This is a genomic window from uncultured Flavobacterium sp. (assembly GCF_951805225.1).
Classification (GTDB): Bacteria; Bacteroidota; Bacteroidia; order Flavobacteriales; family Flavobacteriaceae; genus Flavobacterium.
In genome coordinates this window covers 3,215,940-3,241,681 of sequence record NZ_OX638201.1, presented here as the reverse complement: position 1 = coordinate 3,241,681, position 25,742 = coordinate 3,215,940, and the positions used below count along the sequence as shown (strand labels likewise).

At 32.5% G+C, this 25,742-nt stretch carries 32 protein-coding genes; 8 read left to right on the top strand and 24 right to left on the bottom strand.

All coding sequences use genetic code 11. The annotated features are described in order from the left end of the window. Position 1: 1 nt before the first annotated feature. The 7 genes from WN975_RS13035 to WN975_RS13005 are packed head-to-tail and all read left to right on the top strand — an operon-like array spanning position 2 to position 2,874. Positions 2-331, top strand: a complete 330-nt coding sequence (locus WN975_RS13035) for a 2TM domain-containing protein (RefSeq protein WP_337966924.1) — start codon at positions 2-4, stop codon at positions 329-331. A 2-nt stretch (positions 332-333) separates the two neighbouring features. Next, positions 334-642, top strand: coding sequence for a 2TM domain-containing protein (locus tag WN975_RS13030; RefSeq protein ID WP_337966923.1), 309 nt, complete (start codon positions 334-336; stop codon positions 640-642). A gap of 2 nt (positions 643-644) precedes the next feature. Then, on the top strand, positions 645-974 hold the full coding sequence (locus tag WN975_RS13025) for a 2TM domain-containing protein (RefSeq protein WP_337966922.1): 330 nt from the start codon (positions 645-647) through the stop codon (positions 972-974). Positions 975-976: 2 nt separating this feature from the next. After that, positions 977-1,282 carry a 2TM domain-containing protein gene (locus WN975_RS13020; protein ID WP_233209672.1) on the top strand — a complete coding sequence of 102 codons (306 nt, stop codon included), beginning with the start codon at positions 977-979 and terminating at the stop codon, positions 1,280-1,282. Between the two features lie 19 nt (positions 1,283-1,301). Next, positions 1,302-1,679 (top strand): 2TM domain-containing protein, encoded by a 378-nt coding sequence (locus tag WN975_RS13015; RefSeq protein WP_337966921.1) that lies wholly within the window; start codon positions 1,302-1,304, stop codon positions 1,677-1,679. Positions 1,680-1,695: 16 nt separating this feature from the next. Further along, entirely contained in the window at positions 1,696-2,070 is a 375-nt protein-coding gene (locus tag WN975_RS13010) for a 2TM domain-containing protein (protein ID WP_337966920.1), read from the top strand. 36 nt (positions 2,071-2,106) lie between these two features. Further along, positions 2,107-2,874 carry a LytTR family DNA-binding domain-containing protein gene (locus WN975_RS13005; protein ID WP_337966919.1) on the top strand — a complete coding sequence of 256 codons (768 nt, stop codon included), beginning with the start codon at positions 2,107-2,109 and terminating at the stop codon, positions 2,872-2,874. A gap of 1 nt (position 2,875) precedes the next feature. On the opposite strand, the gene WN975_RS13000 is transcribed toward WN975_RS13005, so the two are convergent. From WN975_RS13000 to WN975_RS12980, 5 genes are read right to left on the bottom strand one after another with little or no spacing between them, the layout of a single operon-like run. Continuing rightward, complete coding sequence (locus tag WN975_RS13000) at positions 2,876-3,397, bottom strand: hypothetical protein (protein ID WP_337966918.1); 522 nt, start codon at positions 3,395-3,397, stop codon at positions 2,876-2,878. Between the two features lie 23 nt (positions 3,398-3,420). Beyond that, positions 3,421-4,446, bottom strand: a complete 1,026-nt coding sequence (locus WN975_RS12995; RefSeq protein ID WP_337966917.1) for a COX15/CtaA family protein — start codon at positions 4,444-4,446, stop codon at positions 3,421-3,423. Beyond that, entirely contained in the window at positions 4,443-4,814 is a 372-nt protein-coding gene (locus tag WN975_RS12990) for a hypothetical protein (protein ID WP_337966916.1), read from the bottom strand. Before WN975_RS12990 ends, WN975_RS12995 begins: the two co-directional genes overlap by 4 nt. Further along, positions 4,814-6,244, bottom strand: a complete 1,431-nt coding sequence (locus WN975_RS12985) for an HD domain-containing protein (protein ID WP_337966915.1) — start codon at positions 6,242-6,244, stop codon at positions 4,814-4,816. Before WN975_RS12985 ends, WN975_RS12990 begins: the two co-directional genes overlap by 1 nt. Positions 6,245-6,258: 14 nt before the next feature. Next, on the bottom strand, positions 6,259-6,633 hold the full coding sequence (locus tag WN975_RS12980) for a GxxExxY protein (RefSeq protein ID WP_337966914.1): 375 nt from the start codon (positions 6,631-6,633) through the stop codon (positions 6,259-6,261). Positions 6,634-7,041: 408 nt separating this feature from the next. Between WN975_RS12980 and yaaA the strand changes: the two genes are divergently transcribed. Then, positions 7,042-7,800: a peroxide stress protein YaaA gene (yaaA, locus tag WN975_RS12975; protein ID WP_337966913.1), complete on the top strand. Its 759-nt coding sequence runs from the start codon at positions 7,042-7,044 to the stop codon at positions 7,798-7,800. A 258-nt stretch (positions 7,801-8,058) separates the two neighbouring features. Here the strand turns inward: yaaA and WN975_RS12970 are convergent, their stop codons facing one another. The 19 genes from WN975_RS12970 to WN975_RS12880 form a co-directional block, all read right to left on the bottom strand. After that, positions 8,059-9,648, bottom strand: coding sequence for an MDR family MFS transporter (locus tag WN975_RS12970; RefSeq protein ID WP_337966912.1), 1,590 nt, complete (start codon positions 9,646-9,648; stop codon positions 8,059-8,061). A 3-nt stretch (positions 9,649-9,651) separates the two neighbouring features. After that, a complete protein-coding gene (locus WN975_RS12965) occupies positions 9,652-10,731 on the bottom strand; it encodes an HlyD family secretion protein (protein ID WP_337966911.1) in 1,080 nt (359 codons plus the stop codon). 12 nt (positions 10,732-10,743) lie between these two features. Then, on the bottom strand, positions 10,744-12,063 hold the full coding sequence (locus WN975_RS12960; protein WP_337966910.1) for a TolC family protein: 1,320 nt from the start codon (positions 12,061-12,063) through the stop codon (positions 10,744-10,746). Beyond that, complete coding sequence (locus tag WN975_RS12955) at positions 12,053-12,682, bottom strand: TetR family transcriptional regulator (protein WP_337966909.1); 630 nt, start codon at positions 12,680-12,682, stop codon at positions 12,053-12,055. Before WN975_RS12955 ends, WN975_RS12960 begins: the two co-directional genes overlap by 11 nt. Positions 12,683-12,990: 308 nt before the next feature. Next, entirely contained in the window at positions 12,991-13,347 is a 357-nt protein-coding gene (locus WN975_RS12950; RefSeq protein WP_337966908.1) for a lipocalin family protein, read from the bottom strand. A gap of 9 nt (positions 13,348-13,356) precedes the next feature. Continuing rightward, a complete protein-coding gene (gene trpA, locus WN975_RS12945; protein WP_337966907.1) occupies positions 13,357-14,118 on the bottom strand; it encodes a tryptophan synthase subunit alpha in 762 nt (253 codons plus the stop codon). A 104-nt stretch (positions 14,119-14,222) separates the two neighbouring features. Further along, the gene (locus WN975_RS12940; protein WP_337966906.1) at positions 14,223-14,960 is read right to left on the bottom strand and encodes a carbon-nitrogen hydrolase family protein; all 738 of its coding nucleotides are present in this window, start codon (positions 14,958-14,960) and stop codon (positions 14,223-14,225) included. Positions 14,961-14,968: 8 nt separating this feature from the next. Next, positions 14,969-15,289, bottom strand: a complete 321-nt coding sequence (locus WN975_RS12935) for a gamma-glutamylcyclotransferase family protein (RefSeq protein WP_337966905.1) — start codon at positions 15,287-15,289, stop codon at positions 14,969-14,971. A 207-nt stretch (positions 15,290-15,496) separates the two neighbouring features. Further along, positions 15,497-16,678 carry a tryptophan synthase subunit beta gene (gene trpB / locus WN975_RS12930; protein WP_337966904.1) on the bottom strand — a complete coding sequence of 394 codons (1,182 nt, stop codon included), beginning with the start codon at positions 16,676-16,678 and terminating at the stop codon, positions 15,497-15,499. A 12-nt stretch (positions 16,679-16,690) separates the two neighbouring features. After that, complete coding sequence (locus WN975_RS12925; RefSeq protein ID WP_337966903.1) at positions 16,691-17,323, bottom strand: phosphoribosylanthranilate isomerase; 633 nt, start codon at positions 17,321-17,323, stop codon at positions 16,691-16,693. A 212-nt stretch (positions 17,324-17,535) separates the two neighbouring features. Next, positions 17,536-18,315, bottom strand: a complete 780-nt coding sequence (trpC, locus tag WN975_RS12920) for an indole-3-glycerol phosphate synthase TrpC (protein ID WP_337966902.1) — start codon at positions 18,313-18,315, stop codon at positions 17,536-17,538. Positions 18,316-18,405: 90 nt separating this feature from the next. Next, positions 18,406-19,398, bottom strand: coding sequence for an anthranilate phosphoribosyltransferase (gene trpD / locus WN975_RS12915; protein ID WP_337966901.1), 993 nt, complete (start codon positions 19,396-19,398; stop codon positions 18,406-18,408). A gap of 133 nt (positions 19,399-19,531) precedes the next feature. Beyond that, positions 19,532-19,936, bottom strand: coding sequence for a GNAT family N-acetyltransferase (locus WN975_RS12910; protein WP_337966900.1), 405 nt, complete (start codon positions 19,934-19,936; stop codon positions 19,532-19,534). A 148-nt stretch (positions 19,937-20,084) separates the two neighbouring features. Then, positions 20,085-20,651, bottom strand: coding sequence for an aminodeoxychorismate/anthranilate synthase component II (locus WN975_RS12905; RefSeq protein ID WP_099709042.1), 567 nt, complete (start codon positions 20,649-20,651; stop codon positions 20,085-20,087). A 124-nt stretch (positions 20,652-20,775) separates the two neighbouring features. Beyond that, the gene (locus WN975_RS12900; protein ID WP_337966899.1) at positions 20,776-21,222 is read right to left on the bottom strand and encodes a hypothetical protein; all 447 of its coding nucleotides are present in this window, start codon (positions 21,220-21,222) and stop codon (positions 20,776-20,778) included. Between the two features lie 100 nt (positions 21,223-21,322). Beyond that, positions 21,323-22,723, bottom strand: coding sequence for an anthranilate synthase component I family protein (locus WN975_RS12895; RefSeq protein ID WP_099709040.1), 1,401 nt, complete (start codon positions 22,721-22,723; stop codon positions 21,323-21,325). 299 nt (positions 22,724-23,022) lie between these two features. Continuing rightward, positions 23,023-24,303 (bottom strand): hypothetical protein, encoded by a 1,281-nt coding sequence (locus WN975_RS12890; RefSeq protein WP_337966898.1) that lies wholly within the window; start codon positions 24,301-24,303, stop codon positions 23,023-23,025. Between the two features lie 208 nt (positions 24,304-24,511). Then, positions 24,512-25,078, bottom strand: a complete 567-nt coding sequence (locus WN975_RS12885) for a YceI family protein (protein WP_337966897.1) — start codon at positions 25,076-25,078, stop codon at positions 24,512-24,514. Between the two features lie 31 nt (positions 25,079-25,109). Continuing rightward, positions 25,110-25,742 carry an NAD(P)H-dependent oxidoreductase gene (locus WN975_RS12880; RefSeq protein WP_337966896.1) on the bottom strand — a complete coding sequence of 211 codons (633 nt, stop codon included), beginning with the start codon at positions 25,740-25,742 and terminating at the stop codon, positions 25,110-25,112.

The window sequence follows — 25,742 nt, the reverse complement described above, 5'->3', positions numbered from 1 at the left end:
CATGGTAACTAATTGTCATATTGATCAGGGAAAATTTGAGTTTCAACAGATCTTCAACAAAAAGATCGTTAAACTTAGATTGTTTTGTTTTCATGCGCTTGTATATGGTATTGGAGTTCGTGTTTTTATTTTGAAAGAATATTTTGGCGTTCACTTTGATTTTTTTCCAGTCAAGTATTTAAATTCTGTTGTAATGATAATCTGGACTAGTGTGTTTTTGTTTTCTGCTATTGATTTAATTGTTTCATATACAATTTTTGGAAAAAAATGGGAAGAGCGTAAGTTAAAAAGCATCTTAGAGAAAAAACAGCAAAAACAAAAATGGGTTTAATCATGAAAACAAATTATTCAGATACAGAACGCTATTATCAGGCTCAAAAAAAGGTCGAAGAAATTAAAAAGTTTTACCAGCATTTAGCGGTTTATCTTCTCTGTAATCCAATTGTAATTGTTGTGAATTTAATGACTTCGCCAGGTTACTTATATTTTTGGTATTCTTTGTTGGGTTGGGGAGTTGGAGTTGCTTTACACGGATTGAAAGCTTTTGATTGTTTTCCGTTTTTTAATAAAGAATGGGAACAACAAAAAATAAAAGAAATCATGGATAAAGAGATAGAAAGTCAAAAACAAATTTGGAAATAATTATGGAAAGAGATTTTGATAATGACCCGGAAAAAAATGAACTGCGACAAATAGCAAGCAGAAAAGTTGTTAAACTGAAATCATTTTACATTCATGCTTTTTTCTATAGTATTGGATTGATTTTATTTACTTTAAAAAACTATTTCGGACTTCCGTTGAATGTATTTCCAGTTCGATATTTAAATAGTTTGGTAATGATAGTTTGGAGCACTGCATTTCTGGTATCTGCAGTTGATATATTTGCTTCTTTTAAAATTTTTGGAGAAGAATGGGAAGAGCGTAAGCTGAAAAGCATCTTAGAGAAAAAAGAGAAAAAACAAAAATGGGAGTAATCATGGACGTGAAATTTACTGAAGAGGATAAATATTATATAGCAAAAAAGAAAGTAGAAAATATTAAAGGTTTCTACGGAAATCTGACTTCTTTTATCATTGTCAATATTATATTGATAGTCATAAATTTGTGGACATCACCACAATATTTATGGTTTTTTTGGCCGCTATTATGGTGGGGAATTGGAGTTGTTTTTCATGGATTAAAAGTTTTTGAAGTATTTCCGGTTTTAGGAAAAGACTGGGAAGAAAGAAAAATCAAGGAATTGATGGAAAAAGAAAAAGAGAATCAAAACAAATGGCAATAATTTTTTAAATCAAAGTAAAATGGGACGATTTAGAAGACGCATGTACGAAGAATATGCACACGAATTTAGTACAGACGAAAGTTATAATATAGCTTACAGAAAAGTAAAGAGAATAAAAGGATTTTACTCGCATTTGAAGGTTTATATAATAGTGAATATTATTATCATTATTTCAAATTTGAATAGAGGGCATTTTGGTTATGTAGGAAATCATTTTGAAGTAAGAGGTTTCAGAGATTGGGAAATTTATTCAACTGCATTTTTTTGGGGAATAGCCTTAGTTATTCATGCATTTTCTGTTTTTGGTCGTGATTTCTTTTTTGGTGACGAATGGGAACAAAAGAAAATCCAGAAAATTATGGAGAAAGAAACTCAGAATAAAAATAAATGGCAATAATGTAATTCGAAATAAAATGAGAGAATTTAGAAGACACTTATACGAACATTATACAAAAGAATTTAGCGATGATGAACGATACAATTTTGCATATAGAAAAGTAAGAGAAATTAAACGTTTTTATTGGCGTCTGACAATATATTTAATTGTCAATACGATTCTTATTATTTCACTTTTGAATAATGATTATTTAGGAATAGGATATAATGGCGCAACTTATGGGATTTTTGATCTGCGTACTTATACTATAACAATATTCTGGGGAATATTTGTTTTAATTGGTGCATATAGGGTATTTGGTCGTGATTTGTTTTTTGGTGATGAATGGGAGCAAAAGAAAATCCAAAAAATTATGGAGAAAGAAGTTCAGAATAAAAATAAATGGGAGTAAATTTGTGTTAAAGTTTTAATTTTTGCATTTTAGTAAATGACCACATTAATCATAGAAGACGAAAAACCAGCTGCAAGATTGTTGCAGAGAAAACTAGAAAAGTTAGATATTGCCGTAGAAACAATGCTGCATTCTGTAGAAGAATCCATTCATTGGTTTACAAATAACCAACATCCCGATTTAATTTTCCTTGATATTCAGTTATCAGATGGTTTGTCGTTTGAGATTTTTGAAAAAATAGACATTCAAAGCGCTATTATTTTCACAACTGCTTATGATGAATATGCGTTAAAAGCTTTTAAACTAAACAGCATTGATTATCTTTTGAAACCAATTGATGAAGATGATTTGGAAGTTGCCGTTACAAAATTCAAAACCCGAATTCCTAAATTAAATTCAGAAACACAGAATCTTCAGGCTGATTTTGAAGAAATTCGCAGAATGTTGTCAAATCCTTTCGAGAAAAATTTTAAAAAGCGATTTACAGTTAAAATCGGACAGCATTTAAAAGTTATAACAACAGAAGAAATAGAATGTTTTTTTAGTGAAAATAAAGGAACATACATTCATACTTTCGATAATAGAAACTATCTAATAGATTCGACTTTAGAAGTTCTGGAGCAGGAATTAGACATGAAAGATTTCTTTCGCGTAAGCAGAAAATATATTGTTCCGCTTACGGCAATAAAAGAAATTCAGGTTTATACCAATTCTCGCCTTAAAGTTATTCTACCAACTTATAAAGAAGATGAGGTAATTGTAAGCCGAGAAAAAGTACAGGATTTTAAAGCCTGGTTGGGATAGATTATCGGTCTTTAGTTGACATAATTTCGATAGCTCCAAATTTCCAATCTGGATTCATTTGTTGTGCATCCGAAGCTTTTATAAAAGCAATTGATGCAATTTTTAGCACATCCTCATTATGTGGAGTAGTCTTAATGTATCTAACAAGTTCATCATAAGGCAGATTTTTACTTTCTGCCTTACTTCCTATAATTCCAATTTTGGATAGAGATTCAATTGTTGGAATTTCTTTTTTTAATGGAGAATTTTCAATGTTGTTTTTATAGAATGTTTCCAAAATGAATTTTTTGGTGGCAACTATAACAACTCCTGAATTTGATCCAAATTTTTTTAAAATCTCGTCAGCACTTCCTTTGTAAATAAATAGTAGCATATCATTTTGATTAATATGCTTGAGTTTATTTTCTGCCTGATCCATATATCCAATGCTTTTGGAATCCAAAATAACTAATGGATTTCCTTTCTTTTGCCCAGAAACAAGACAAGTAAAAAGAACAACTAATAGAAAACAAACTTTTTTCATAAACATTTTTTATGAAAGTTACGTTATTTACTCAATCTATGCAAAGTATATGTCATTGCACTCAAAAGAAAGAAAGCCATAATTTGGTGAATTAACCCTAAAGCCAACGGAACGCTATATAAAAGTGTAAATACACCTAATGCAAATTGAATAAAAACAAAAGCTACCAAAGTTTTTATTGCGTGTGATTGATTTCTCGTAAGCGAAAATTTAGTGCTTTTGTAGTATAGAAAAAGAATAAATGCCACAACTACATAAGCAAAAGTTCTGTGTACAAACTGAACACCGCTTTTTCCTTCGATTAAGTTTTTAACCAAAGTTGGTTGTTCGATAAAAACAGAATCATGTATAAATTGTCCGTCGCTCATTAAAGGCCAGTGATTGTGAATTAATCCGGCATTTAAACCTGCAACAAATCCACCATAAATAATCTGAATTAATAAAGCTACCAATGCAAATCTTGCAATATTACGAAGCGGAATTACCTTTGTAATGCTGCGTTCAGGATATATTAAATCTAATGCAACCCATAAAGTATACGCAAAAGTGATAAATGCAAAAGTAAGGTGTAAAGAAAGTCTAAAGTGACTTACATCCGGGTTATCAATTAATCCGCTGCGAACCATAAACCAACCTAGAAAACCTTGAAAAGCTCCCATTGCCAGTAGAACGATACATTTTTTGATAGTATCGCGATCCAGTTTTTTTCTGATTAAGAAATAAACAAAAGGCACGAAGAAAACCAATCCGATAATTCTTCCGATAAAACGGTGAAACCATTCCCAGAAATAAATAAATTTATAATCGGCTAATTGAAAGTCATTGTGAATATTGATTTTTTGATACTCCGGAAATTTCTTGTATTGTTCGAAAGCTTCGTTCCATTTTGCTTCTGTCAAAGGTGGGAAAGTATCTGTTACTAAATGCCAATCCGTCATTGATAAACCTGAATTGGTCAAACGGGTAATTCCGCCAACAACAACCATTAAAAATAATAAAACACAACCTGATAGTAACCAAATGATTACTGATTTATTCACTTTTTTCATTCTATTCCAATTAATTCTATATCGTTTGTTTTGTTTTTATTTTTTCTTTCTATTCTTTTTGTATAAAGTTTTAATAAAGAAAAATTTACTGTAATATTGATAATCCAGATAATTGTCATAAGAATTATTCTATATGGATAGCTTTCAATATCAGTTGTTATTTTAAAATAATCAATTAAGACTACATTTTGAAAGAGCGCAGCTAAAATCATTATTACACATATGGAAGCAATACTGATTAAAAAAAAGAAGATTTTATATTTATAATGGCGAATGTTATTTCTATTAATTTTTCTAAAAAAAATAATATTTGTTATTACTATTATAAGTAAAAGAAAAAATAAAAAAATCCCTCCTAAAACATCCATTATTTTTTAAGCGTTAGATTTAACTTTTCAGCTCTTTTAATTACAAAATCGTAAGCAGCCTGATATTCATTTGGAATATCTCCCTCTAAAATTGCTTCTTTTACAGCTTCTTTTAAAACTCCAATTTCACGTGAAGGTTTCAAATCGAACATTTCCATAATTTCTTCACCAGAAATTGGCGGTTGAAAATTACGCACATGATCGCGTTCTTCGACTTCTACAATTTTCTTGCGAACGATTTCGAAGTTTTTGTGATACTTCTTGAATTTCGATGGATTTTTAGTAGTAATATCAGCTTCACATAATGTCATTAAATCTTCGACATCTTCTCCAGCATCAAAAACCAAACGACGAACGGCGCTGTCAGTTACAATATCTTGCGCCAAAACAATTGGACGCGAACTCATAACGACCATTTTTTGCACAAATTTCATTTTGTGATTCAATGGCATATGTAAACGTTCGAATATTTTCTTAGCCATTTTTCCGCCTAGAAATTCATGTCCATGAAAAGTCCAGCCTTGTTTTTTGGTAAACCGTTTTGTTGGTGCTTTTCCAATATCATGTAACAAAGCTGACCAACGTAACCAAACATCATCGGTATTTGGACAAATATTATCGACAACTTCTAAAGTGTGATAAAAGTTGTTTTTATGCGTATGACCTTCAATTTCTTCAACCTGATTCAAAGCGGTTAATTCAGGTAAAATAATGTCTAAAAGTCCAGTTTGATATAAAAGTAAAAATCCGATAGAAGGTTTATCTGTAGAAAGAATTTTGTTTAATTCATCAACAATTCTTTCACCGGAAATAATCTTGATTCTATCTGCATTTTTAGTAATCGCATCAAGAGAATTTTTCTCGATTTCAAAACCTAATTGATTTGCAAAACGAATCGCACGAAGCATTCGCAAAGGATCATCAGAATAAGTAATGCTAGGATCTAAAGGAGTTTTGATAGTTTTATTTTCAAGATCAGTCAATCCGCCAAAAGGATCAGATAGTTCTCCAAATGTTTTTTCGTTCAACGATAAAGCCAATGCATTGATGGTGAAATCACGACGATTTTGATCGTCTTCAAGAGTTCCGTTTTCAACAATTGGATTTCTGCTTTCAAAATTATAAGATTCCTTTCTTGCACCAACAAATTCAATATCAGTATCTTCAAAACGCAACATTGCTGTTCCGTAAGTTTTAAAAACCTGAACTTTAGGCTTTTTAGGCAGTAATTCAGAAACCTTAAGTGCCAATTCGATACCGCTACCAACTGCAACAACATCAATGTCTTTTTTAGAACCTCGGTTTAAAAGCAAATCACGAACAAAACCGCCAATTACATAACTGTCAACGTTTAATTCTTGAGATGCCTGCGAAATAATTTCGAAGATTTTATTTTGTAAAGCTGCTTTATAGTTTGTTTGTATAGCCACGAATTCACTAATTTTTATAAAATAATACGTTTGTATTCAAGTGAGACAGAATTAAAGTTTGCTAAAATTGCTAAATTTGTTTTTGAAACTTTTAGATAATTTAGACATTGTGAAATATGTTTAGGATGTAGAAAATCACTTGATTTTATTTCAAGTATAATTTTATCAAACAAAACAAAATCAGCATAAAATCTGTGATTCAATATTATGTCTTTATAATTTACCAAATATTCTTTTTCTCTTTCAAATGGAATATCTGCTTTTCTAAATTCATATTCTAAAGCGTCTTTATAAACGATCTCAGAAAAGCCTCCACCTAAATTTCTATGAACATCAAATAAAATTCCCATTATTTGATAACTTTCTAATTGATATAATATTTTGGTCATGTTCTAGTTTTTTTCGCCACGAATTCACGAATTTTTTTAATTAATTTTAAAAAAAAGTTAATTCGTGAATTCGTGGCTATTTCTTAGAATACAACTTTCAATTTTATATTGAAATGTTATTTGGAATTTTATGTCTGCAAATTTACAACATAGAAAGTGCCTATTATAATCTATTGTTGACTTTTTTGAATAAATTCACAGTTTGTCGTGCAGAATTTTATCAAAATAAAAAATGTTGCCACGAATTGCACGAATTTTCACGAATTGGATTGAATATAAAAAGGGATTCGTGAATTCGTGGCGAAAAAAAAGTGACAAAAACATTTATAGCGTCATAAAACAAATCAATTCCGATCTCTTATTTTTAAAAATTCAATTTGTATTTTTGAATTCTATAAAAACGCACACATGAAAATTGTTATATCGCCGGCGAAGTCATTAAATTTCGAAAAAGAATTACCAACAACTCAATATACAGAACCAGCTTTTTTAAAAGAAGCACGTCTGGTTCATAAAGTTCTAAAACCTAAAAAACCTTCTGAATTATCTGAATTAATGTCTATTTCAGATAAGTTATCTGATTTAAACTGGAAGAGGAATCAGGAATGGAAAACACCTTTTTCTCCGGAAAATGCGCGTCCGGCAATTTATACTTTTGATGGAGATGTTTATACTGGTTTAGATGCTTATACAATTCCTGTTGAAAAATTAGAAGTACTACAAAGCAAACTCCGAATTTTATCTGGACTTTACGGTATCTTGAAACCTCTGGATTTAATGCAGGCGTATCGTTTAGAAATGGGAACAAAACTGCCTGTTGGAGAGTACAAAAATCTGCACGAATTCTGGAAGCCAACTGTTACTAAAGCATTAAATAAAGAATTGGCAAAAGGGGAGTTGTTCGTGAATCTTGCCAGTAATGAATATTTTTCGGCTGTAGATGTAAAGGCTTTAAAAGTTCCTGTAATCACTCCGGACTTTAAAGATTACAAAGACGGAAAACTTAAAATGATTAGTTTCTTCGCTAAAAAAGCAAGAGGAATGATGGTTCGTTATATCATTGACACAAACGCTGAAACGATTGATGACTTAAAAGGTTTCAATTATGAAGGATATCAATTTGATGCGAATCTTTCTAAAGGAAATCATTTGGTGTTTACAAGATAGTTTTTTTTGAAAAAGGTTCTGAGGTTCTAAGTTGCTGAGTTACTAAGTTTTTTTAGTAGAGAATCGGAGATTCGGGGCATATTGTAGGGAGGGATTTTAATCCCTTCAGAGTTCAAAAATATTGTAAAGACATATTTTAATTGTTTCAGATTTAAAAAATATTGTGATAAAGGATTTTATTCCTTTGGAAATAAATTAAAATAAAAAAGCCGAACTAAGTAAATAGTTCGGCTTTTTCGTATTATAAATCAATTATTATTAATGCATTGCATCAGCAGGATTAATCTTGTTCTTTCCTTTTTTAATTAAAAGAATAATTGGTATACAACATAGGAACATAATTCCCAAGTACATAAAAATATCCATGTAGGCCATTACTGTACTTTGTTTCATTACTGAATATTCCAGTGCCTGATAAGCTTTTTTCAGTGCAATATCAGCGCTATATCCTTTAGACATAAAAGCTCTTTGCATTCCTGCAATACGTTGCTGAACATCGAATTTTGCAGGATCTAAATTGGTCAATAAGTTTACTCTGTGTTCCTGACTTAAACGAGTGATAAAAGTGGTAATAATCGCAATACCAAATGAACCACCTAATTGTCTCATCATTCCTGTAAAAGCAGCTCCTTCACCAATGTGTTTTCCTTTTAAGGTCGAAAGTGAAAGTGTTGTAATAGGTACAAATAGTAATCCTAAACCAATTCCTCTTAAGATTAAAGGCCAGTACATATGTTCAACACCAGTATCTGGTGTCATACGAGTTTGCATCATAAAGGTAAAGAAGAAGAAAACTAAAAATCCAACTCCAACCATATATCCTTGCGGAACTCCTTTTTGAATCATATTACCCACAAACGGCATCATAATCGCCGTTGTAATCGAACCAGGAATCAATAATAATCCGGCATCTGTTGCGGTCCATCCTAAAATAGATTGCGTGTAGATTGGGATAATTAATGTCGATCCATATAAACCGAAACCAAGAATGAAACACATTATAGTTCCAATTCTTAAATTTCCATCTTTTAGAACGCTTAAGTTTACAATTGGATGTTTGTAAGTTAGCTCTCTCCATATAAAAAGAATCAGACCTAAAACTGTTACAACGCTTAAAGTTACAATAAGTGGATCGTTGAACCAGTCGTCTTGTTGACCGTGTTCCAATACAAATTGTAGAGATCCAATAAAGGCGCTCAGTAAAATGATTCCCCACCAGTCAACTTGGTTTGCTTTTAATTTCTCACCATATTTTGGACTTCTTACAAAAGTTAGCGCCAAGATAGTTGCAATAATTCCCAACGGAATATTGATATAGAAAATATAAGGCCAAGAATAATTATCTACTAAATATCCTCCCAAAGGCGGACCTAAAGTAGGACCAACAATTACACCCATTCCGTAGATAGCTTGTGCCATACCACGTTTTGCTATAGGATAACTTTCGGTAATAATAGTTTGTGCAGTTACCAGTAATGCGCCACCGCCCATACCCTGAACAAACCTAAAAGCTACTAATTCCCAAATATTACTGGCATTACCACACAAAAAAGAACAGACCGTAAATATGATGATAGAGGCCACAAAATAATTACGTCTACCAAATTGTTGTGATAGCCAACTCGTCATCGGAATTACAATAACATTCGCAATAGCGTATGCTGTAATTACCCAAGCCACATCAGTTAAAGTAGCACCAAGGCTACCTCGCATGTCTGTTAGAGCTACGTTTACAATCGTGGTATCTACAATTTCTAACAGTGCACAAAGTACTGCAGTAATCGTAATGATTACACGTCTATAACCGTATTCTACTAAATCGTCATCTGCTTGTACTGCTGTTGCCATATTTTATTTTAAATGTACATCTACATCAACATTCATTCCCGGACGCAATAATTTTACTTTTTCAGGATCGTTTGATTCATCTAAACTAATTTTTACTGGTAATCTTTGGATAGTTTTCACAAAGTTTCCTGTTGCATTATCAGGAGGTAATAATGAAAAACGAGATCCTGTTGCAGGAGAAAATGAAGTTACAATTCCTTTGAATTCGTAGTTTGGATATGCATCAACTTTTAAGCTTACTTTTTGTCCAACAATCATTTTGTTTAATTGTGTTTCTTTAAAGTTTGCAACAACCCAAGCTTCATTATTATTGATGATATAAAATAAAGATTGTCCCGGTTGAACCAATTGTCCTGGCTGAATATCTACTTTAGAAACCTGACCATCGATTGCAGCAGTAACTACTGTATAACTAAGATTTAAATGAGCAACATCAAGCATTGTTTTTGCTTTTTTGATATTTGCAGCAGCAACTTCAGTTTGTTTATCAGAAGCTTTTGATTTAGATTCAATTACTGATTTTTGGTAAGAACTTGCTCTTTGTTGTTGTTCTAAAACGCGAACTTGGTTTTCAGCTTCTTCTTTTGCAGATAAAGCTTGCTCATATTGTTGTTTTGTGATCGTATGAGTTTTGTACAAATTGTTGTAACGGTTGTAATCGTTTGTAATTTGTCTTAATCTAATTTTAGCACTTTCGATAGAACCAGTTGCAGATTTCATATTTGCATCAGAAACTGAAATACTTGCATTTGCACTTCCAATATCAGCTTTTGCAGCTTCATATTGACCTTCAGCACCTAATAAAGCAGCATTAGCTTCGTCGATTTTTAATTGGTAATCTCTTTTATCGATAGTAAATAAAGTATCTCCTTTTTTTACAAAATCATTATCTTTTACGTATACCTTACTAATATATCCAGATACTCTAGGAATAATTGGATTCATTTTTTTCTCAATTTGAGCATCATCCGTTTCTTCGTGAGCTAAAGAGTGCATGTACTTTGTTATTCCGTAAGTTCCGCCCACTAAAACCAAAACGGTTAGTATAATGATGAATTTAGTATTTGTTTTTTTCTTTTCCATGAGAGCTATCGATTATATTTTAGAAAGATTGAATGATTGTGATAATTGTCCTGATACGGATAGTAATTCGTAATATTTTTGAATGATTGTTGCTTTAGATACAGCAGTATTGATTTTAGCACTTAGTTGTTCAACATCAGCTTCAACCAAGTCATTAGTATCTGCTAAACCATTGTCAAACTTATCTTTTACAAGTCTGTAATTTTCAGATGCCTGTTGAAGCGCTTCATCATAAACAACACTTTGGTTAATAGCCAAGTCATAATCCTCAATAGATTTTTGAACCTCAACTTTAATACGATCTGTCATTACAGCCTCTGTATTTTTAACCTCCAAAGCTCTGCTTTCAGCTTCTCTTACGTGAGAACTATTTTTGTAAATTCCAGAGATATCATAAGTTAAACCTAAACCAAAGTTCATCGCATATTTTACAGTAATAATGTCTTTAAGATCTAAAGCAGTATAACCGCCAAGTAATGCTAAAGTAGGATAATAAGCAGCTTTTGCAACTCTAATATTTGCTTCAGATGCTTTTTGTTGGAAACGAATAGCCTCTAAATCTTTTCTGTTTTGCAAAGCTAATGCATCAGATGTTGGCGCATTGCTGGTTTTCAAATTAAAGAAATCCTCTTCATTAACCTGAAGTTTTGTACTTGGATCCAACTTCAATAAAGTAGTCAGATAAAAGTTGATATTATTTAAGTTATTAGTAGCTTCATCAATAGATAATTGCGTTTTTGAAACTAATAATTGTGACTTCAATAAATCATTTCTTGGGATAATTCCGTTTTTCTCTAATTCTGTAAAATCAGTAACACGTTGTTTAGCGCTTTTTTGATTTTCATTTAAAACATCCAAAGTTTTTTGAGCTTTGTATAACGCAGTATAATACGTAATAACTCTTAAAGCAACGTCTTCTTTAGTTTTAGATGCATTGGCACTTTCAGCTTCATATAAGTTATCATAAGCTTCAATGCTATTTTGGATTTTAAATCCTGCAAAAAGAGGCAAGCTTAAATTTGCCATACCAAGCATTGCTCTGTCAGGAGATACAAGAGATTTGCTTTCTCCCTGATTTGGCATATCAATCGATGCTTTTGTAAGGCGTTGATATTGTCCGGAAACTTTAATATCAGGATATTGATTGTTTTTTACCGATTGTAATTCGTACTTTTTTGTGTTTACCTTAGTGCTGGCAAGCGTAACTTCGTTACTTTTTTCCCAGGCCAATTTAACGGCTTCGTCTAAGGTTAAACTTGTTTTTTCTTGTGCTTCTACTGAAGATATTCCGATAAAGAAAACTCCAAAGAGCATTAATTGACTAATTTTCATAAACAAGTAGCGCTTTTATAGTTTGTTGAATGTGCTTTGTAAGACTGGTTTTAATGTAATTGTTAAACATTTCTTCTGTTTGTAAATCCAATAATTCTTCGAAGAAAGATCGATTCATATGAAAATGAAAAAAGGTTCCAATAATCGTAGGCGTGATAAGCGGAATTATAATATCCTTTCTAAAAACACCTTTTTCCTGACCTTGAGTAATAATACTCTCAAGAGATTTTAGATTCCCTTTTTTTAGTTCCGTAAAAGCAATCATGCTTTTCTCTCTCTTCTTACTATTAAGTTCAAAATGTAAGACTCTGTAAATCCCTTTGTTAAGGCAGATTCTGTTAACGTAAATTTCGATTAATTTATTGACTTTTTCTACAGGTTCGAGATTTTCTTGCAATAAATTTTCGAGTTGTAGTTTTAAATCAGAAGTTTTGTAAAGAATTAAAGCCTCAAGAAGTCTTTCTTTTGAACCAAAATAATACGAAACCATGGCAATATTAATCTTGGCATGTTTTGAGATATCCCGTATCGATGTTCCTTCAAATCCTTTTTCAGAAAATAGCGTTTCCGCAACTTCAAGAATCTGAATTTTTTTATCGTTTAATTCGATGTTTGACATGGTATTGTTTCTAATCGGGTACAAAATTAAACAAGTGTTTAAATTAAACAGTCGTTTAATTTTATTTTAACACAATATTAACATAAAACCATGTAGTTGTTTTTGAAGTCAAATACGCTTTAAGGCTAATGTTTATAGCGAAAAAGCTGAAATAATATTATGAGTTATATTATTTCAGCTTTGTAATTAACGCAATTTTGTCATTTCGAGAAACAAGAAATTGCACTCGTAATTCGACAAAGATTAGCGATTTTGTATGCGGAGTTTCTAGTGTGATTCTATCTTATTCGAAAGTAACAAAATGTGAATTATCTAATATATCTCACGGATCTTTTTTCTTTAATATTTAATAATTCCATTTCAGAGTCATCTAATTTTAATATTTTGAAGTCAAAAGAATAATTGTTTTTAAACTTTATCGTAAGAAGATTGTTTTTTAAAATATAGTTTCCAATTTCTTTATCAAGAGTTTTTCCATTAGAAATTGATTCAAGGATAATTACATGGTTTTTTGTAAATGTTGTTTTATCTTCAAAATTTTTACCGGTAGTATTTACTAGATCCTTCATTCTCCAACTTCCAATCAATTTGTCAGTTTGGATTTTTTGGCATGATATAGTTAAAGTACAAAGAAAGATCAGTAATAAATATTTAGTTATTTTCATTTGAATTAATTATCTAATCTCACCAACAAACTCACTAATTTTTCCAGAACCATTTTCGCTTAAATGTTTAATAAAAGCGCTTCCAATAATTGCACCTTTTGCAAATTTTGTTGCCTGATTAAAAGTTTCTTTATTCGAAATTCCGAAACCTACAATTTGCGTGTTTTTCAGATTCATGTTTGCAATTCTTTCGAAATAACTTTCCTGTGTATTTCCAAAACCAGATTGAGAACCCGTAACACTTGCAGAACTTACCATATAAATAAATCCGTTTGAAACGCTATCGATAAAACGAATACGTTCGTCAGAAGTTTGTGGCGTAATAAGGAATACATTTATTAAGCCATATTTTTCGAAAATCGCTTTGTATTCGTCTGCATAAACATCAACCGGAAGATCCGGAATAATTAAACCGTCGATACCAATTTCGGCGCATTTTTTACAGAAAGCTTCAACTCCATATTGTAACATTGGATTGAAATACCCCATAATAATCAACGGAATTTTTACGCTTTCGCGGATGTTCTTCAGCTGATCAAAAAGAATTTGAGTCGTCATTCCGTTATGAAGCGCTTGAGTTGAACTCGCCTGAATTGTTGGTCCATCAGCCAAAGGATCACTAAAAGGCAAACCAATTTCGATTAAATCAACGCCATTTTTTTCTAAATCCTGAATGATTTGAACCGTATCATTCAAATTAGGATATCCTGCAGAAAAATAAATCGAAAGTATCTTTTTATCTTCTTGTAATTTTTGAGTTATTCTGTTCATTTTAATATCGTTTATTTCCTGCAAGGTTTTCAAAACCTTGTAGGTATTTGTTTGATGATTTATTTTATATCTACAAGGTTTTGAAAACCTTGTAGAAATCTATACTAGCCAGTAATAATCTTACTTGACCAATTATCATTTTGATTTTGGATCAATAATAATCCGGAATCTGAATCATTCATTTGAGCAACTAATTCGCCTTTGTTATTCCAGAAAGCACTTTGTCCTGCCGAAGGAGAACCCCAGGATTCGCCACTGAAATTTGACATCAAAACATTCATTTCATGTTTCTGTGCATAATTCTGTAAATCTCTGTAAGCATTCGGAATTCCGTTTGGTGAAAAGAAAATACTGGCGATATAAATATTGGTTTCTCTTTTGCGGGCATTTTCAGGATGCAACGGATTGTCAATATCAGCGCAAATGGCAAACGAAATTTTTTGATCTTCAATAGTTATCATCGGATTGTAATCAAATGAAGATTGGAAAAACTCGTCTTCACCTTCATGCAAAAACTGCTTAGTATAGATTTGAACGGAATTATCAGGAGAAATTATAAATTCCCCAATAAACAATTCTGAATCTACTTGAATTGGTGCGCCAGCGACAATAATAATATTATTTTCGACTGCTAATTTTTTTAAATGATCCAATCTTGAATCGTCTTTTTTGAAAGCTAGTTTTTGGGCATATTCTCTTTCATAACCGCTAATCGATAATTCAGGAAATGCAATTAATTGTGCTCCATTTTGTACCGCCAAATCGATAAAATGATAATGATCTAATAAATTAGCTTCAATATCTCCTCGTTTTGGTTTTGTTTGTGCTGCTGCTAAAATCATTTCAAGTTTTATTTATTTTCTATATAAACCCAGGCAACTGTTCCAGATTTTAATTCGACCTGAACTCTTTTATAAGCATTAGATTCGAATATATCTACTTTGGCTAAATCCGAAGCAGAAATATTAAAAGCAACACCGTGTATAGGATCCGAAGAATCTGCGCTGGCTACAGCTACAACATAATCTGCCATTCCAAATTCTTCTTCGATTTGGAGACTTTTTAGTTTATAGCCCAATAGCTGATCAGGAGTTCCGCTAAGAATTTTATTAAAAATCTGCATTTGAATTTGTTTCGACCTTAATGTTCCGTAAGAGAATAATTTTTCCATAATTACTATTTTTCTCGTTATTTGTTTTTTGCGTTAGGGATTACTTCACGTCACCTTATTTTTTAATGGAGTTCAGTGAACTTCGTTTGAGGCGGTATCTCCCGATTTAGAAAAACAAGGCTTTTTAGCCGTAGTTTTTGTTAATCTGGAATTTAGCCGAAAGCCCGATCACCTTTTTCGGTGGTAACGCCCAAATTACGATTTATATTACAATTTAAAATAATCAATATAATTGTCTAAATCTTTATCACCACGACCAGAAAGACTTATCACCACAATATCTGTTGGTTTAAATTTCTTTTGATCTAAAACCGCAAAAGCATGCGCACTTTCGATCGCCGGAATAATTCCTTCTAGTTTAGTCAATTGTAAACCTGCATTCATGGCATCATCATCAGTCACAGAGAAAAATTCGCCACGACCGGTTTGTGCTAAATGCGCGTGCATTGGTCCAACTCCGGGATAATCTAAACCTGCAGAAATCGAATATGGCTCGGTAATTTGTCCGTCAGGAGTTTGCATTAAAAGGGTTTTGCAACCGTGAATAACACCAACTTTTCCTAATTTACTTGTTGCTGCACTATGACCGCTATCAACGCCTTTTCCGGCTGCTTCTACGGCAATAATTCCAACTTCTGGCTCGTGCAAAAAGTGATAATAAGTTCCTGCAGCATTACTTCCGCCACCAATACAAGCGACAACATAATCAGGATTTTCACGTCCTTCTTTTTCTTTTAATTGCCATTTTATTTCTTCGGAAATTACGCTTTGAAAACGTGTAACCATATCCGGATAAGGATGCGGTCCAATCGCAGATCCAATAATATAATGTGTGTCAACCGGATTATTAATCCAATCTCTAATCGCTTCGTTTGTAGCGTCTTTTAAGGTTCTTGAACCCGAAAGCGCGGGACGAACCTCAGCGCCTAACATTTTCATACGAGCTACGTTTGGTGCCTGACGCGCAATGTCGATTTCGCCCATATAAACGATGCATTGCAATCCCATAAGTGCGCAAACTGTTGCAGTTGCCACACCATGTTGACCAGCTCCGGTTTCGGCAATGATTCGTTTTTTGCCCAAACGTTTTGCTACCAATATTTGCCCAATAGTATTGTTGACTTTATGTGCTCCGGTATGGTTTAAATCTTCTCTTTTTAAGTAGATTTTGGTATTGTATTTATCAGATAAACGCTTTGCAAAATATAGCGGACTTGGGCGTCCAACGTAATCTTTTAACAATTGGTCAAATTCTGCTTTAAAATCTGGTTCGCTTGTTATTTTTAAATAGTTTTGACGTAATTCTTCTACATTTGGATATAACATTTCAGGAATGTAAGCTCCTCCAAATTCTCCGTAATATCCTTTTTCGTTAACGTTAAAATTCATTTTATTCCAATTTTAAAAGTTGGCAACATCAAATTTGCGTTTGAAATTGCTAAATAGATTTTTGTTTTTTAGCCCAGGTTCGATTTCAAATTTACTATTTATATCGACAGCATAAATAGGAAGATTTGTTTTTGAAATCTCTTCGATAGCTTTTAATTCATTGATTCCAATTCCGCCGCTTAAAAAGAAGGGTTTATCAGATTTGTATTTTTTTAATATCGTCCAGTCGAATGTTGTTCCGTTTCCGCCGGGTAATTTTCCTTTGGTGTCGAACATAAAGAAATCACAAACCGATTCAAATGGTTTTATAACTTCGAAATCAAAATTTTCATCGGCAGAAAATACTTTGATGATTTCGGTTTTTTTAGGCAATTGTTTTTTTAATTCTGATAAAAATTCAACAGATTCATTTCCGTGTAATTGAACAGCTTGTAAATTGTATGTTGCAACTTTCTCCAGAATTTCTTCCTGACTTTGATTTACAAAAACACCTACTTTTTTGATTGTTCCAATTAATTCCGGAATTGTTCCGTTAAAATATCGAGCGGATTTTTCCCAGAAAATAAATCCCATATAATCGGGTAGGAGTGCGCCTACTTCGAGGATATTATCAGGATATTTCATGCCGCATATTTTGAGTTTCATTTCGTTGTGTTTTTTTACCGCAAAGGGCGCTAAGATTTTTTTATTTTGATTACGCTTATAAACGCTAAGTTCGCAAAGCTTTGTGTTTTAATTTGCCACGAATTCACGAATTAAATTCATTATCATTCGTGAATTCGTGGCTGTTTTTAAATGCTGTAGGCTTTAGGCTAAATTAGTAATGTTAAGAAGACTTATTACTTATAGCTTAATGCCTAAAGCTGACTAATAAATTCCGTTGCGGCTTTTCCGGCGTTGTCGGTTTTCATGAAGTTTTCTCCAATTAAAAAGCCTTTATATCCGTAAGGTTTTAATTCCTGAATTGCTTCTATAGATGAAATTCCGCTTTCTGAAACTTTTACAAAATCATTCGGAATTTGCGATGCCAATTGTTTGCTGAAATCCAAACTTACTTCGAAGGTTTTTAGATTTCTGTTGTTTACACCAATCATATCTAAACTTGGCATAATCGATTTTTCTAATTCTTCCTGATTATGAACTTCTAACAGAACTTCTAATCCTAGTTTCTTTGCAAATTCAGATAATGATTTGATTTCTTCGCGAGTTAAAACCGCTGCAATCAATAAAATCAAATCGGCACCAAAAGCTTTCGCTTCCAGAATTTGGTATTCATCGACAATAAATTCTTTTCGCAATAGCGGAATATTTACTGAAGCTCTTGCCAAAAGTAAATCGTCTAAAGATCCTCCAAAATACTTTCCATCGGTTAAAACAGAAATTCCGCAAGCTCCTGCATTTTCATAACCTTTTACAACTTCTTCAACTGTAAAACTATGATTGATTACTGATTTTGAAGGAGAACGACGTTTATGTTCTGCAATAATTCCAGTTGAACTTGTTCGTAGTTTTTGACTTAAAGAAATGGTTTCTCTTCCAAAAAATACTGAGCTTTCCAATTGCGAAACCGGAATGATCGATTTTTTAAGAACTACTTCTCGTTTTTTATCGACAATAATTTTATCTAAAATATTCATGGTTTTGTTTGTTTCAGGTTTCAGGTTTCAAGTTTCAGGTTGCGTTCCAATAACTTGAAACCTGAAACTAAATAAACCTGAAACTAAATTTTACTTACTTAATTCTTGTAATGTTTGTAGCGCTTTTAATCCTTTTCCGGAGAATAGACTTTCTTTTGCTATTTCGAATCCTTCTAGCGGAGAACATTTTGTAACCGTTGCGATTGCCATTGCGGCATTTGCGCAAACCACATTATTTTGTGCTTCGTTTCCTTTTCCTGACAGAATATTGATAAACATATCAGCCGATTCTTCGATGGTTTTTCCGCCTTCGATTTCACTTTGAGACAAAAGACGAACGCCAAAATCTTCTGGTTTCAACATTCCTTCCATGTGTGATGTAATCGTTTTGGTTGGACCTGTTAAAGAGATTTCGTCATATCCGTCAAGCGAATGTAAAATCGTGAAATTGATATCCGTATTTTGATACAAATAAGCATACATTCTCGCCAATTCAAGATTGAAAACACCAACCAATTGATTCTGTGGAAATGATGGATTTACCATTGGTCCCAACATATTAAAGAAGGTTTTTACAGCTAATTCTTTTCGAATTGGTCCAACGTTTTTCATCGCCGGGTGAAATAGGGGAGCGTGTAAAACGCAGATTCCCGCTTTGTCAATACAATTTTCTAAAAACGAAGGATCATTGCTGAATTTAATTCCCATTTTTTCCATTACGTTACTCGATCCTGAAATCGAAGAAACTCCGTAATTTCCGTGTTTTGCTACTTTTATTCCTGCTCCAGCCGAAATAAAAGATGCTAAAGTCGAAATATTAAAAGTGTCTTTTCCGTCACCGCCAGTTCCGCATAAATCGATGGTATTGTAAGCTGATAAATCTACACGAATGCATAAATCTAATAAAGCTTCGCGAAATCCCGAAAGTTCTTCAATAGTAATACTTCGCATCATAAATACGGTCAAAAATGCCGAAATCTGACTTGGATTATATTGTCCGCTTGAGATATTAATCAATACATCTTTGGCTTCTTCTTTTGAAAGTACTTCGTGGTTGATTAATTTATTTAGTATATTTTTCATTTATATAAGTCTTAAAGTCGAAAGTCAAAGGTCTTAAAGTCCTTGACTTCGGATATTTATATTTAAGGTTATTTCTATTTACTTAGTGTTTGACTTTATGACTTTCGACATTAAGACTTTACAACTAATGTTTTTAATGTTCATTTCCCTGATAAATCCACATTGGTTCTGTTTTTCCGGCTCTTTCAAATCCGTTTTTCTTATAGAAATCAACAGATCTTCCGTCGGCGGTTAACATTTGCATATGAAAGTGACGGTATTTCTCCTGCATTTTATCCATGATCAATTTTCCAATTCCTTTTCCCTGATATTCCGGAAGCACCAATAAATGCGGATAATAAACCGTTAAGAATCCATCAGAAATTGCATTGCCAAGACCCACTAATTTCTTTTCTTCCCAAGCCGTAATTAAAGTTTCTGAATTCAAAAGACCGTTATATAATTCGTTTGGTTTATTGGCTGAACTCCATTCGTTTGCTTTGTATAAAACCAATATGTCTTCAAGATTGATTTCTTTAGTTTCTGAAATAGTTATCATTTTTTTGAGTCTTAAAGTCCAAAGTCGAAGGTCTTAAAGTCTTCTGACTTGTGATATTTGTTATTAGATATTTTTTGTTTTAAAGACGGAAAGATTAAGCTATAATATCGACTTTATGACTTTCGACTTTAAAACTTTTGACTAACATCTAACTATTGATCCAATTTTCTAGAATTAATTTTCCCTTTGGCGTAAGCACACTTTCCGGATGAAACTGAACGCCTCGCACATCAAAAGTTTTGTGTCTTAGTGACATAATTTGTCCGTTTTCGTCGATTGAAGTTGCTTCAAGAACATCTGGTAAATTGGCATCAACAACCCACGAATGGTAACGCCCAACTTCGAATTCATTACCTAAACCTTCGAACAAAATTTCATCTGAAACTACTGTTTTTACATTCGTTGCAACTCCATGATAAACTTTATCAAGATTTGAAAGCGTTCCTCCAAAAACTTCTCCAATCGCTTGTTGTCCTAAACAAACACCTAGAATACTTTTTGTTGGTGCATATTTTGCGATTACAGCTTTTAATAAACCTGCTTCATCCGGAATTCCAGGACCTGGAGAAAGAAGTATTTTATCGAAAGAAGCGATTTCGTCAATATCAAATTCGTCGTTTCTATAAACTGTAACCTCGCAATTTAAATCCTCTAAATAGTGCACTAAATTATAAGTGAAACTATCGTAATTGTCTATAACTAATATTTTTTTCATTTTGTTTTTTGTTTCAGGTTTGCTTCGCCAATTCGGCTAAAGCCTCGTGTCAGGTTTTTTTTGTTTCACGTTTCAGATTCCAACAACTTGAAACTTGAAACAAAGAAAACTTGAAACTAATTTTTTATTTTTCTCGAACGTACTTCTCAGTAATAATTCGGTTGATTCCTAATTTTTCTACTTTTTCGATTCCCTTTTGAGTTAGAGTATCATTTTTAATTTTTACTACAAACTCAAATTTTCCATTTTCCCATTGACGATTGTTGAAGAATTCCAGATTCTCAGTATAAACACTGTCTTTCAAAGTATATTTCCCGCCTCCGCCAAAGAAAACTGCTGCACTATCTTTTCCGTTATTCAAATCATGGTTGAAAAAAGCAAAATGAGTATCATTTATAATCTTAATCATTTTTGTCTTTGGATTGAAAGTCGAAAACGTTGAATCTTTTTCTGTCGTTTCTGCTGATATCAGACGCCAGGTTCCTGTTAACGGAAGCACGTTTGATTCTTTCTTAGATTCACATGATATTAAAAGAACGAAAGTGAAAGCAATAGCAATTAAATTTTTCATAGGGTTTTATGGTTTTTAGTTTTTATGGTTTGTTTCAGGTTTCACGTTTCAGGTTTCACGTTCCAACAACTTGAAACCTGAAACTAAAAAAAACTTGAAACTAAATCTTCTCCGCCATTTCAAGCGCTGTATTCAAAGCTCTTAATTTATTGTAAACTTCCTGCATTTCGCTTTCTTCATCAGAACTTGCGACGATTCCGGCTCCCGCCTGACAATGTAATTGATGATTTTTACTCAGGAAAGTTCGAATCATAATTGCATGATTAAAGTTTCCTTCAAAATCCATGAAGCCAATTGCGCCACCGTAGAAATTACGATTTGTTTTTTCGTAATCTTCAATCAATTGCATCGCTCTGTGTTTTGGTGCGCCGCTCAAAGTTCCAGCAGGAAAAGTATCTGCAACAACTTGCATTGTTGTAGCTTTTTCATGTAAATGACCCGTAACTTTTGAAACTAAGTGAATAACGTGAGAGAAAAACTGAACTTCTCTGTATTTTTCTACATTCACATCATGTCCGTTTCTGCTTAAATCATTTCTGGCTAAATCAACCAACATAACGTGTTCGCTATTTTCTTTTTTATCTTCCGAAAGTTCTTTAGCTAAAACCGCATCGCGTTCGTCATTTCCGGTTCTTTTGAAAGTTCCGGCGATTGGATGAATTTCAGCTTTTCTGTTTTTTACGATAATTTGTGCCTCGGGCGAAGACCCAAATATTTTGAAATCTCCATAGTCAAAAAAGAATAAATAAGGAGATGGATTAATGCTTCTTAAAGCGCGGTAAACATTGAATTCGTCACCTTTGAAACCTTGTGTAAAACGACGTGATAAAACCAATTGAAATACGTCTCCCCTAAAACAATGCTTCTTAGCCAAAGCCACATTGTGTTTAAATTCTTCGTCGGTTAAGTTGGAGAAACCTTCGCCTTCTTTAGTGAATTTATATGAAGCAATATTTCGGGATTGTAATAATTGTTCAATTTCCGAGATATTGTTTTTTCCGTCTACACTATGACAGAAAATGTAAGCTTCGTTTTTGAAGTGATTAATCGCAATGATGTTTTGATAAACCGCATAAAAAACATCCGGAATTAAAGTTGCGCTGTCTTTTTTTGCAATTGAAACTTTTTCGAAATAACGAACAGCATCATAAGAAATGTATCCGAATAAACCATTATTGATGAATTTAAAATCATTTTTCTCTGATTTAAACTGACTTGAAAATTCCTGAATTACCTCTGGAATATTTGTGTTTGCATCAATAGCAATTTGTTCAGTTGTTCCGTCAGGAAAAGTTTTTGAGATGATTTCGTTTTCGATTTTGATTGTCGCAATCGGATTGCAGCAAACGTAAGAGAAACTGTTGTCATTTCCGTGATAATCACTACTTTCCAATAATAAACTATTTGGGAATTTATCTCTTATTTTAAAATATATACTTACTGGCGTAATCGTGTCTGCCAGAATTTGTTTGTAGTTTGTGTTGAGTATAAAAGGTTTCAAAGTATGTTGTTTTTAATTTTTAATTATGTTTTCGCTTGAATTTGGACCAAAAAAAAAGGCTTGTCGTGATGACAAGCCTTTTTATATTTATAGTTTTACAATACCATAGGAAGCTTTGTTCACGACGTTTGACGTAAATTCTTCCACCACCAAGTATTGTTCATTATTGTTTTCATATCTTATTTTGATGTGACAAATATATAAATGTAATTTGAATTAGAATACATAAAATTTCAAAAAAAACTTTTCTAAATTTTAAAATTTGTTAAATTTCAAATAAACAAGTCATTTTTAACTCTTTAATTTCCAATCGCAAGAGTATTGTTTTGGTTGATTCTAAAGTCTGGATTTCCTTTAATATTAGGGGTTGCGAACAATTCAATATTTTTCATTGAAGTATAATCTATTAATAATGCAGGATCGCTATAATATTTTTGAATTGCTGCATTTCCGCCACTTGCTTCGCTTGTAATTCCTCCGTTACAATTGTTTACGATTAGATTTTTGAATGTTATTTTAGACAAATTCGCTTGTCCGTCTCCAATATTTGATTCTAAAATAACAAAAGGAGTAAAGCCTGAAATTATACTATTGTTTAAATTAAAGAAAGTGTTTTCTCTAATATGAACAGATTCTCTCACAAGTCCCTGATTGTTTTCTTCCAGATTAACCATAGTAATGTTGGTTGCATTTATTTTGGTTAGTTTTTTGGTCATATCAGTATTTTCAACTTTATCGTAAGAATCAACTTCGAAGCATCTTGAACCCGAAACATCTGATGAAAACGGGTGACGAATTGCGATACTGTTGCTTATATTGCATTGAACTCCTTGTGTAAAATCGAAGTCATCATCTGTAGTTCTGTACGAAACTAAGTTGTTCATAACTAGATCTCCACCATAACTTTCGAAAGAATCATCATTTGAAAAACTAATTTGTATGTTACTCAAAACTGTCTTTCTTCCAACTCCGGCTAACGAAAGTCCGTTAAGTTCTTTTAGTGAACTTAATTTTCTTCCGGCATATTCAATTCTCACATATTTTAAAATTCCTGAATTATCTTCGGCATCTTGTCCACCGTAATGATTTAGCATTGGCTCTAAATCAAAAGGAAGAATGTGAATACCACCAATTGTATTTATTGGCGCTTTACCAAGGATAATGATTCCGCCCCAGTCACCTGGTTTTCTTTGTGTAACCTCTTTGTTTGAAGTAAAAACAATAGGATCTGTTTCTAGTCCTTCGGCCATGATTTTTGCACCATTTGTAACAACAAGAGTTCCGCAGGTTTTATCATCGCCGCGAATAACGGTTCCTGGTTCTATTGTCAAAACAGCATTGTTGGTAACGTATACTACACCAACTAATTGGTAAGTATTTCGTTTTGTCAATCTCATATCTTTGTCAATAGTTCCGGCTATGATGTTTGTAGCTTCGCTATATTCTGTGTTTGCAGGTTTAAAATTAGTCCAATTATTCATCCAGTTAGAGCTACCAATAATTCCTTTTGGTTGTTGTTGTGCTTGTAGACAAAAAGTGCTCAGTAAAGTGATAATAGCAATACGTATTTTTGTTTTCATAACGATGATTTTGATTCTATTTTGTTGGATTTTTTAATCAGTCCAAAAGTAGAAGCCCAATGTTAATCAATGTCCTGTCTGTTATTACGAAAGTGTTATCTAAATATTAAGAATGTTATTTTTTTGAAAATAATGTAAAAAGAAACCCCAATAGTTTTGAACCATTGGGGTTTTTCTTATAATATTAAGAATTCTACTGTTTAAAATATTAGAATTTTAAAGCTACAGCTAATTCGAAATCGTCATTGATAGTTTTGTCTCCTAAGTTTTCGAAGAAGTTACCAGAGTTGTATTTGATATCGTATTTAGTTCTGTCAACTTTGAAAGCAGTAGTTGCAGTGTTTCCAGCTACAGTGATATCAAAAGTTACAGGTTTAGTGATTCCTTTGATAGTTAAATCAGCAGTTACAGTATAAACGTCAGTTGCTTTAGCTCCGATAGTTTTGAAAACTAATTTTGCAGTTGGGAATTTATCAGTTCCAAAGAAATCGTCAGCTTTTAAGTGACCATTCAATTTTCCTTGGTATTCTCCAGTTAAATCAGTAGAAGTTAATGAAGTCATATCAACAGTGAAAGAACCACCAGTTAATTTTTTTCCTTTGAAAACTACAGCTCCTTCTTTGAAGTTTACAGTTCCAGAGTGTTCTCCAGTTACTTTTTTACCTACCCATTTGATAGTAGATGCTTTTACGTCGATTTTTTTAGTTTGAGCATTTACTGAGATACTAGCCGCTGCTACGAATAATGCTATTGCAATTGTTTTTAAATTTTTCATGTTGTTAAAATTGATTGTGGATTAATAATAATTATATAGTGATAAATAAATTCTCGTGTGATTTTCTAACTTTTTTGTAATGTTGAGATTCGTCCTCATCATGTCTGTAACCTACAGTTGCAATAACAGAAGCGTTTAAACCTAATTTGTCAAAACCTAAGATTTCGTTGAATGCAGCAGGATTGAAACCTTCCATTGGAGTTGCATCGATTTTTAATTCAGCAGCAGCAGCCAATAAAGTACCTAAAGCAATATAAGTTTGTTTTGCAGTCCAGATGTTTTTAGCCTCTTGAGATAAGTTAGCGATTGTACCTTTCATCATGTCAGCAAATCCACCCAAAGCATCAACAGGAACACCTCTTGTTTCGCTAATATCTTGAATGTAAGTATCTACAGATTCAGCTCCAGCGTTTAAGTCATTTGCAAAAATGAACAATTGAGAAGCATCTGTAATTTGAGTTTGTCCGTAACCAGCAGCTTTTAATTGCTCTCTGATTTCTGGATTCTCAACAATAATAACCTTGTAAGGTTGTAATCCGTATGAAGAAGCACTTAATCTAACCGCTTCTTTTAAAGTATTTAAATCCCCTGCAGATATTTTTTTGGTTGCATCAAATTTTTTCGTTGCATATCTCCAGTTTAAATTTTCTAATAATGTACTCAT

Excerpts from the sequence above, each read along its gene's own strand:
- WN975_RS13035 (WP_337966924.1), top strand. The coding sequence starts at position 2 with ATGGTAACTAATTGTCATATTGATCAGGGAAAATTTGAGTTTCAACAG.
- WN975_RS13030 (WP_337966923.1), top strand. The coding sequence starts at position 334 with ATGAAAACAAATTATTCAGATACAGAACGCTATTATCAGGCTCAAAAA.
- WN975_RS13025 (WP_337966922.1), top strand. The coding sequence starts at position 645 with ATGGAAAGAGATTTTGATAATGACCCGGAAAAAAATGAACTGCGACAA.
- WN975_RS13020 (WP_233209672.1), top strand. The coding sequence starts at position 977 with ATGGACGTGAAATTTACTGAAGAGGATAAATATTATATAGCAAAAAAG.
- WN975_RS13015 (WP_337966921.1), top strand. The coding sequence starts at position 1,302 with ATGGGACGATTTAGAAGACGCATGTACGAAGAATATGCACACGAATTT.
- WN975_RS13010 (WP_337966920.1), top strand. The coding sequence starts at position 1,696 with ATGAGAGAATTTAGAAGACACTTATACGAACATTATACAAAAGAATTT.
- WN975_RS13005 (WP_337966919.1), top strand. The coding sequence starts at position 2,107 with ATGACCACATTAATCATAGAAGACGAAAAACCAGCTGCAAGATTGTTG.
- WN975_RS13000 (WP_337966918.1), bottom strand. The coding sequence starts at position 3,397 with ATGAAAAAAGTTTGTTTTCTATTAGTTGTTCTTTTTACTTGTCTTGTT.
- WN975_RS12995 (WP_337966917.1), bottom strand. The coding sequence starts at position 4,446 with ATGAAAAAAGTGAATAAATCAGTAATCATTTGGTTACTATCAGGTTGT.
- WN975_RS12990 (WP_337966916.1), bottom strand. The coding sequence starts at position 4,814 with ATGGATGTTTTAGGAGGGATTTTTTTATTTTTTCTTTTACTTATAATA.
- WN975_RS12980 (WP_337966914.1), bottom strand. The coding sequence starts at position 6,633 with ATGACCAAAATATTATATCAATTAGAAAGTTATCAAATAATGGGAATT.
- yaaA (WP_337966913.1), top strand. The coding sequence starts at position 7,042 with ATGAAAATTGTTATATCGCCGGCGAAGTCATTAAATTTCGAAAAAGAA.
- WN975_RS12970 (WP_337966912.1), bottom strand. The coding sequence starts at position 9,648 with ATGGCAACAGCAGTACAAGCAGATGACGATTTAGTAGAATACGGTTAT.
- WN975_RS12965 (WP_337966911.1), bottom strand. The coding sequence starts at position 10,731 with ATGGAAAAGAAAAAAACAAATACTAAATTCATCATTATACTAACCGTT.
- WN975_RS12960 (WP_337966910.1), bottom strand. The coding sequence starts at position 12,063 with ATGAAAATTAGTCAATTAATGCTCTTTGGAGTTTTCTTTATCGGAATA.
- WN975_RS12955 (WP_337966909.1), bottom strand. The coding sequence starts at position 12,682 with ATGTCAAACATCGAATTAAACGATAAAAAAATTCAGATTCTTGAAGTT.
- WN975_RS12950 (WP_337966908.1), bottom strand. The coding sequence starts at position 13,347 with ATGAAAATAACTAAATATTTATTACTGATCTTTCTTTGTACTTTAACT.
- trpA (WP_337966907.1), bottom strand. The coding sequence starts at position 14,118 with ATGAACAGAATAACTCAAAAATTACAAGAAGATAAAAAGATACTTTCG.
- WN975_RS12940 (WP_337966906.1), bottom strand. The coding sequence starts at position 14,960 with ATGATTTTAGCAGCAGCACAAACAAAACCAAAACGAGGAGATATTGAA.
- WN975_RS12935 (WP_337966905.1), bottom strand. The coding sequence starts at position 15,289 with ATGGAAAAATTATTCTCTTACGGAACATTAAGGTCGAAACAAATTCAA.
- trpB (WP_337966904.1), bottom strand. The coding sequence starts at position 16,678 with ATGAATTTTAACGTTAACGAAAAAGGATATTACGGAGAATTTGGAGGA.
- WN975_RS12925 (WP_337966903.1), bottom strand. The coding sequence starts at position 17,323 with ATGAAACTCAAAATATGCGGCATGAAATATCCTGATAATATCCTCGAA.
- trpC (WP_337966902.1), bottom strand. The coding sequence starts at position 18,315 with ATGAATATTTTAGATAAAATTATTGTCGATAAAAAACGAGAAGTAGTT.
- trpD (WP_337966901.1), bottom strand. The coding sequence starts at position 19,398 with ATGAAAAATATACTAAATAAATTAATCAACCACGAAGTACTTTCAAAA.
- WN975_RS12910 (WP_337966900.1), bottom strand. The coding sequence starts at position 19,936 with ATGATAACTATTTCAGAAACTAAAGAAATCAATCTTGAAGACATATTG.
- WN975_RS12905 (WP_099709042.1), bottom strand. The coding sequence starts at position 20,651 with ATGAAAAAAATATTAGTTATAGACAATTACGATAGTTTCACTTATAAT.
- WN975_RS12900 (WP_337966899.1), bottom strand. The coding sequence starts at position 21,222 with ATGAAAAATTTAATTGCTATTGCTTTCACTTTCGTTCTTTTAATATCA.
- WN975_RS12890 (WP_337966898.1), bottom strand. The coding sequence starts at position 24,303 with ATGAAAACAAAAATACGTATTGCTATTATCACTTTACTGAGCACTTTT.
- WN975_RS12885 (WP_337966897.1), bottom strand. The coding sequence starts at position 25,078 with ATGAAAAATTTAAAAACAATTGCAATAGCATTATTCGTAGCAGCGGCT.
- WN975_RS12880 (WP_337966896.1), bottom strand. The coding sequence starts at position 25,742 with ATGAGTACATTATTAGAAAATTTAAACTGGAGATATGCAACGAAAAAA.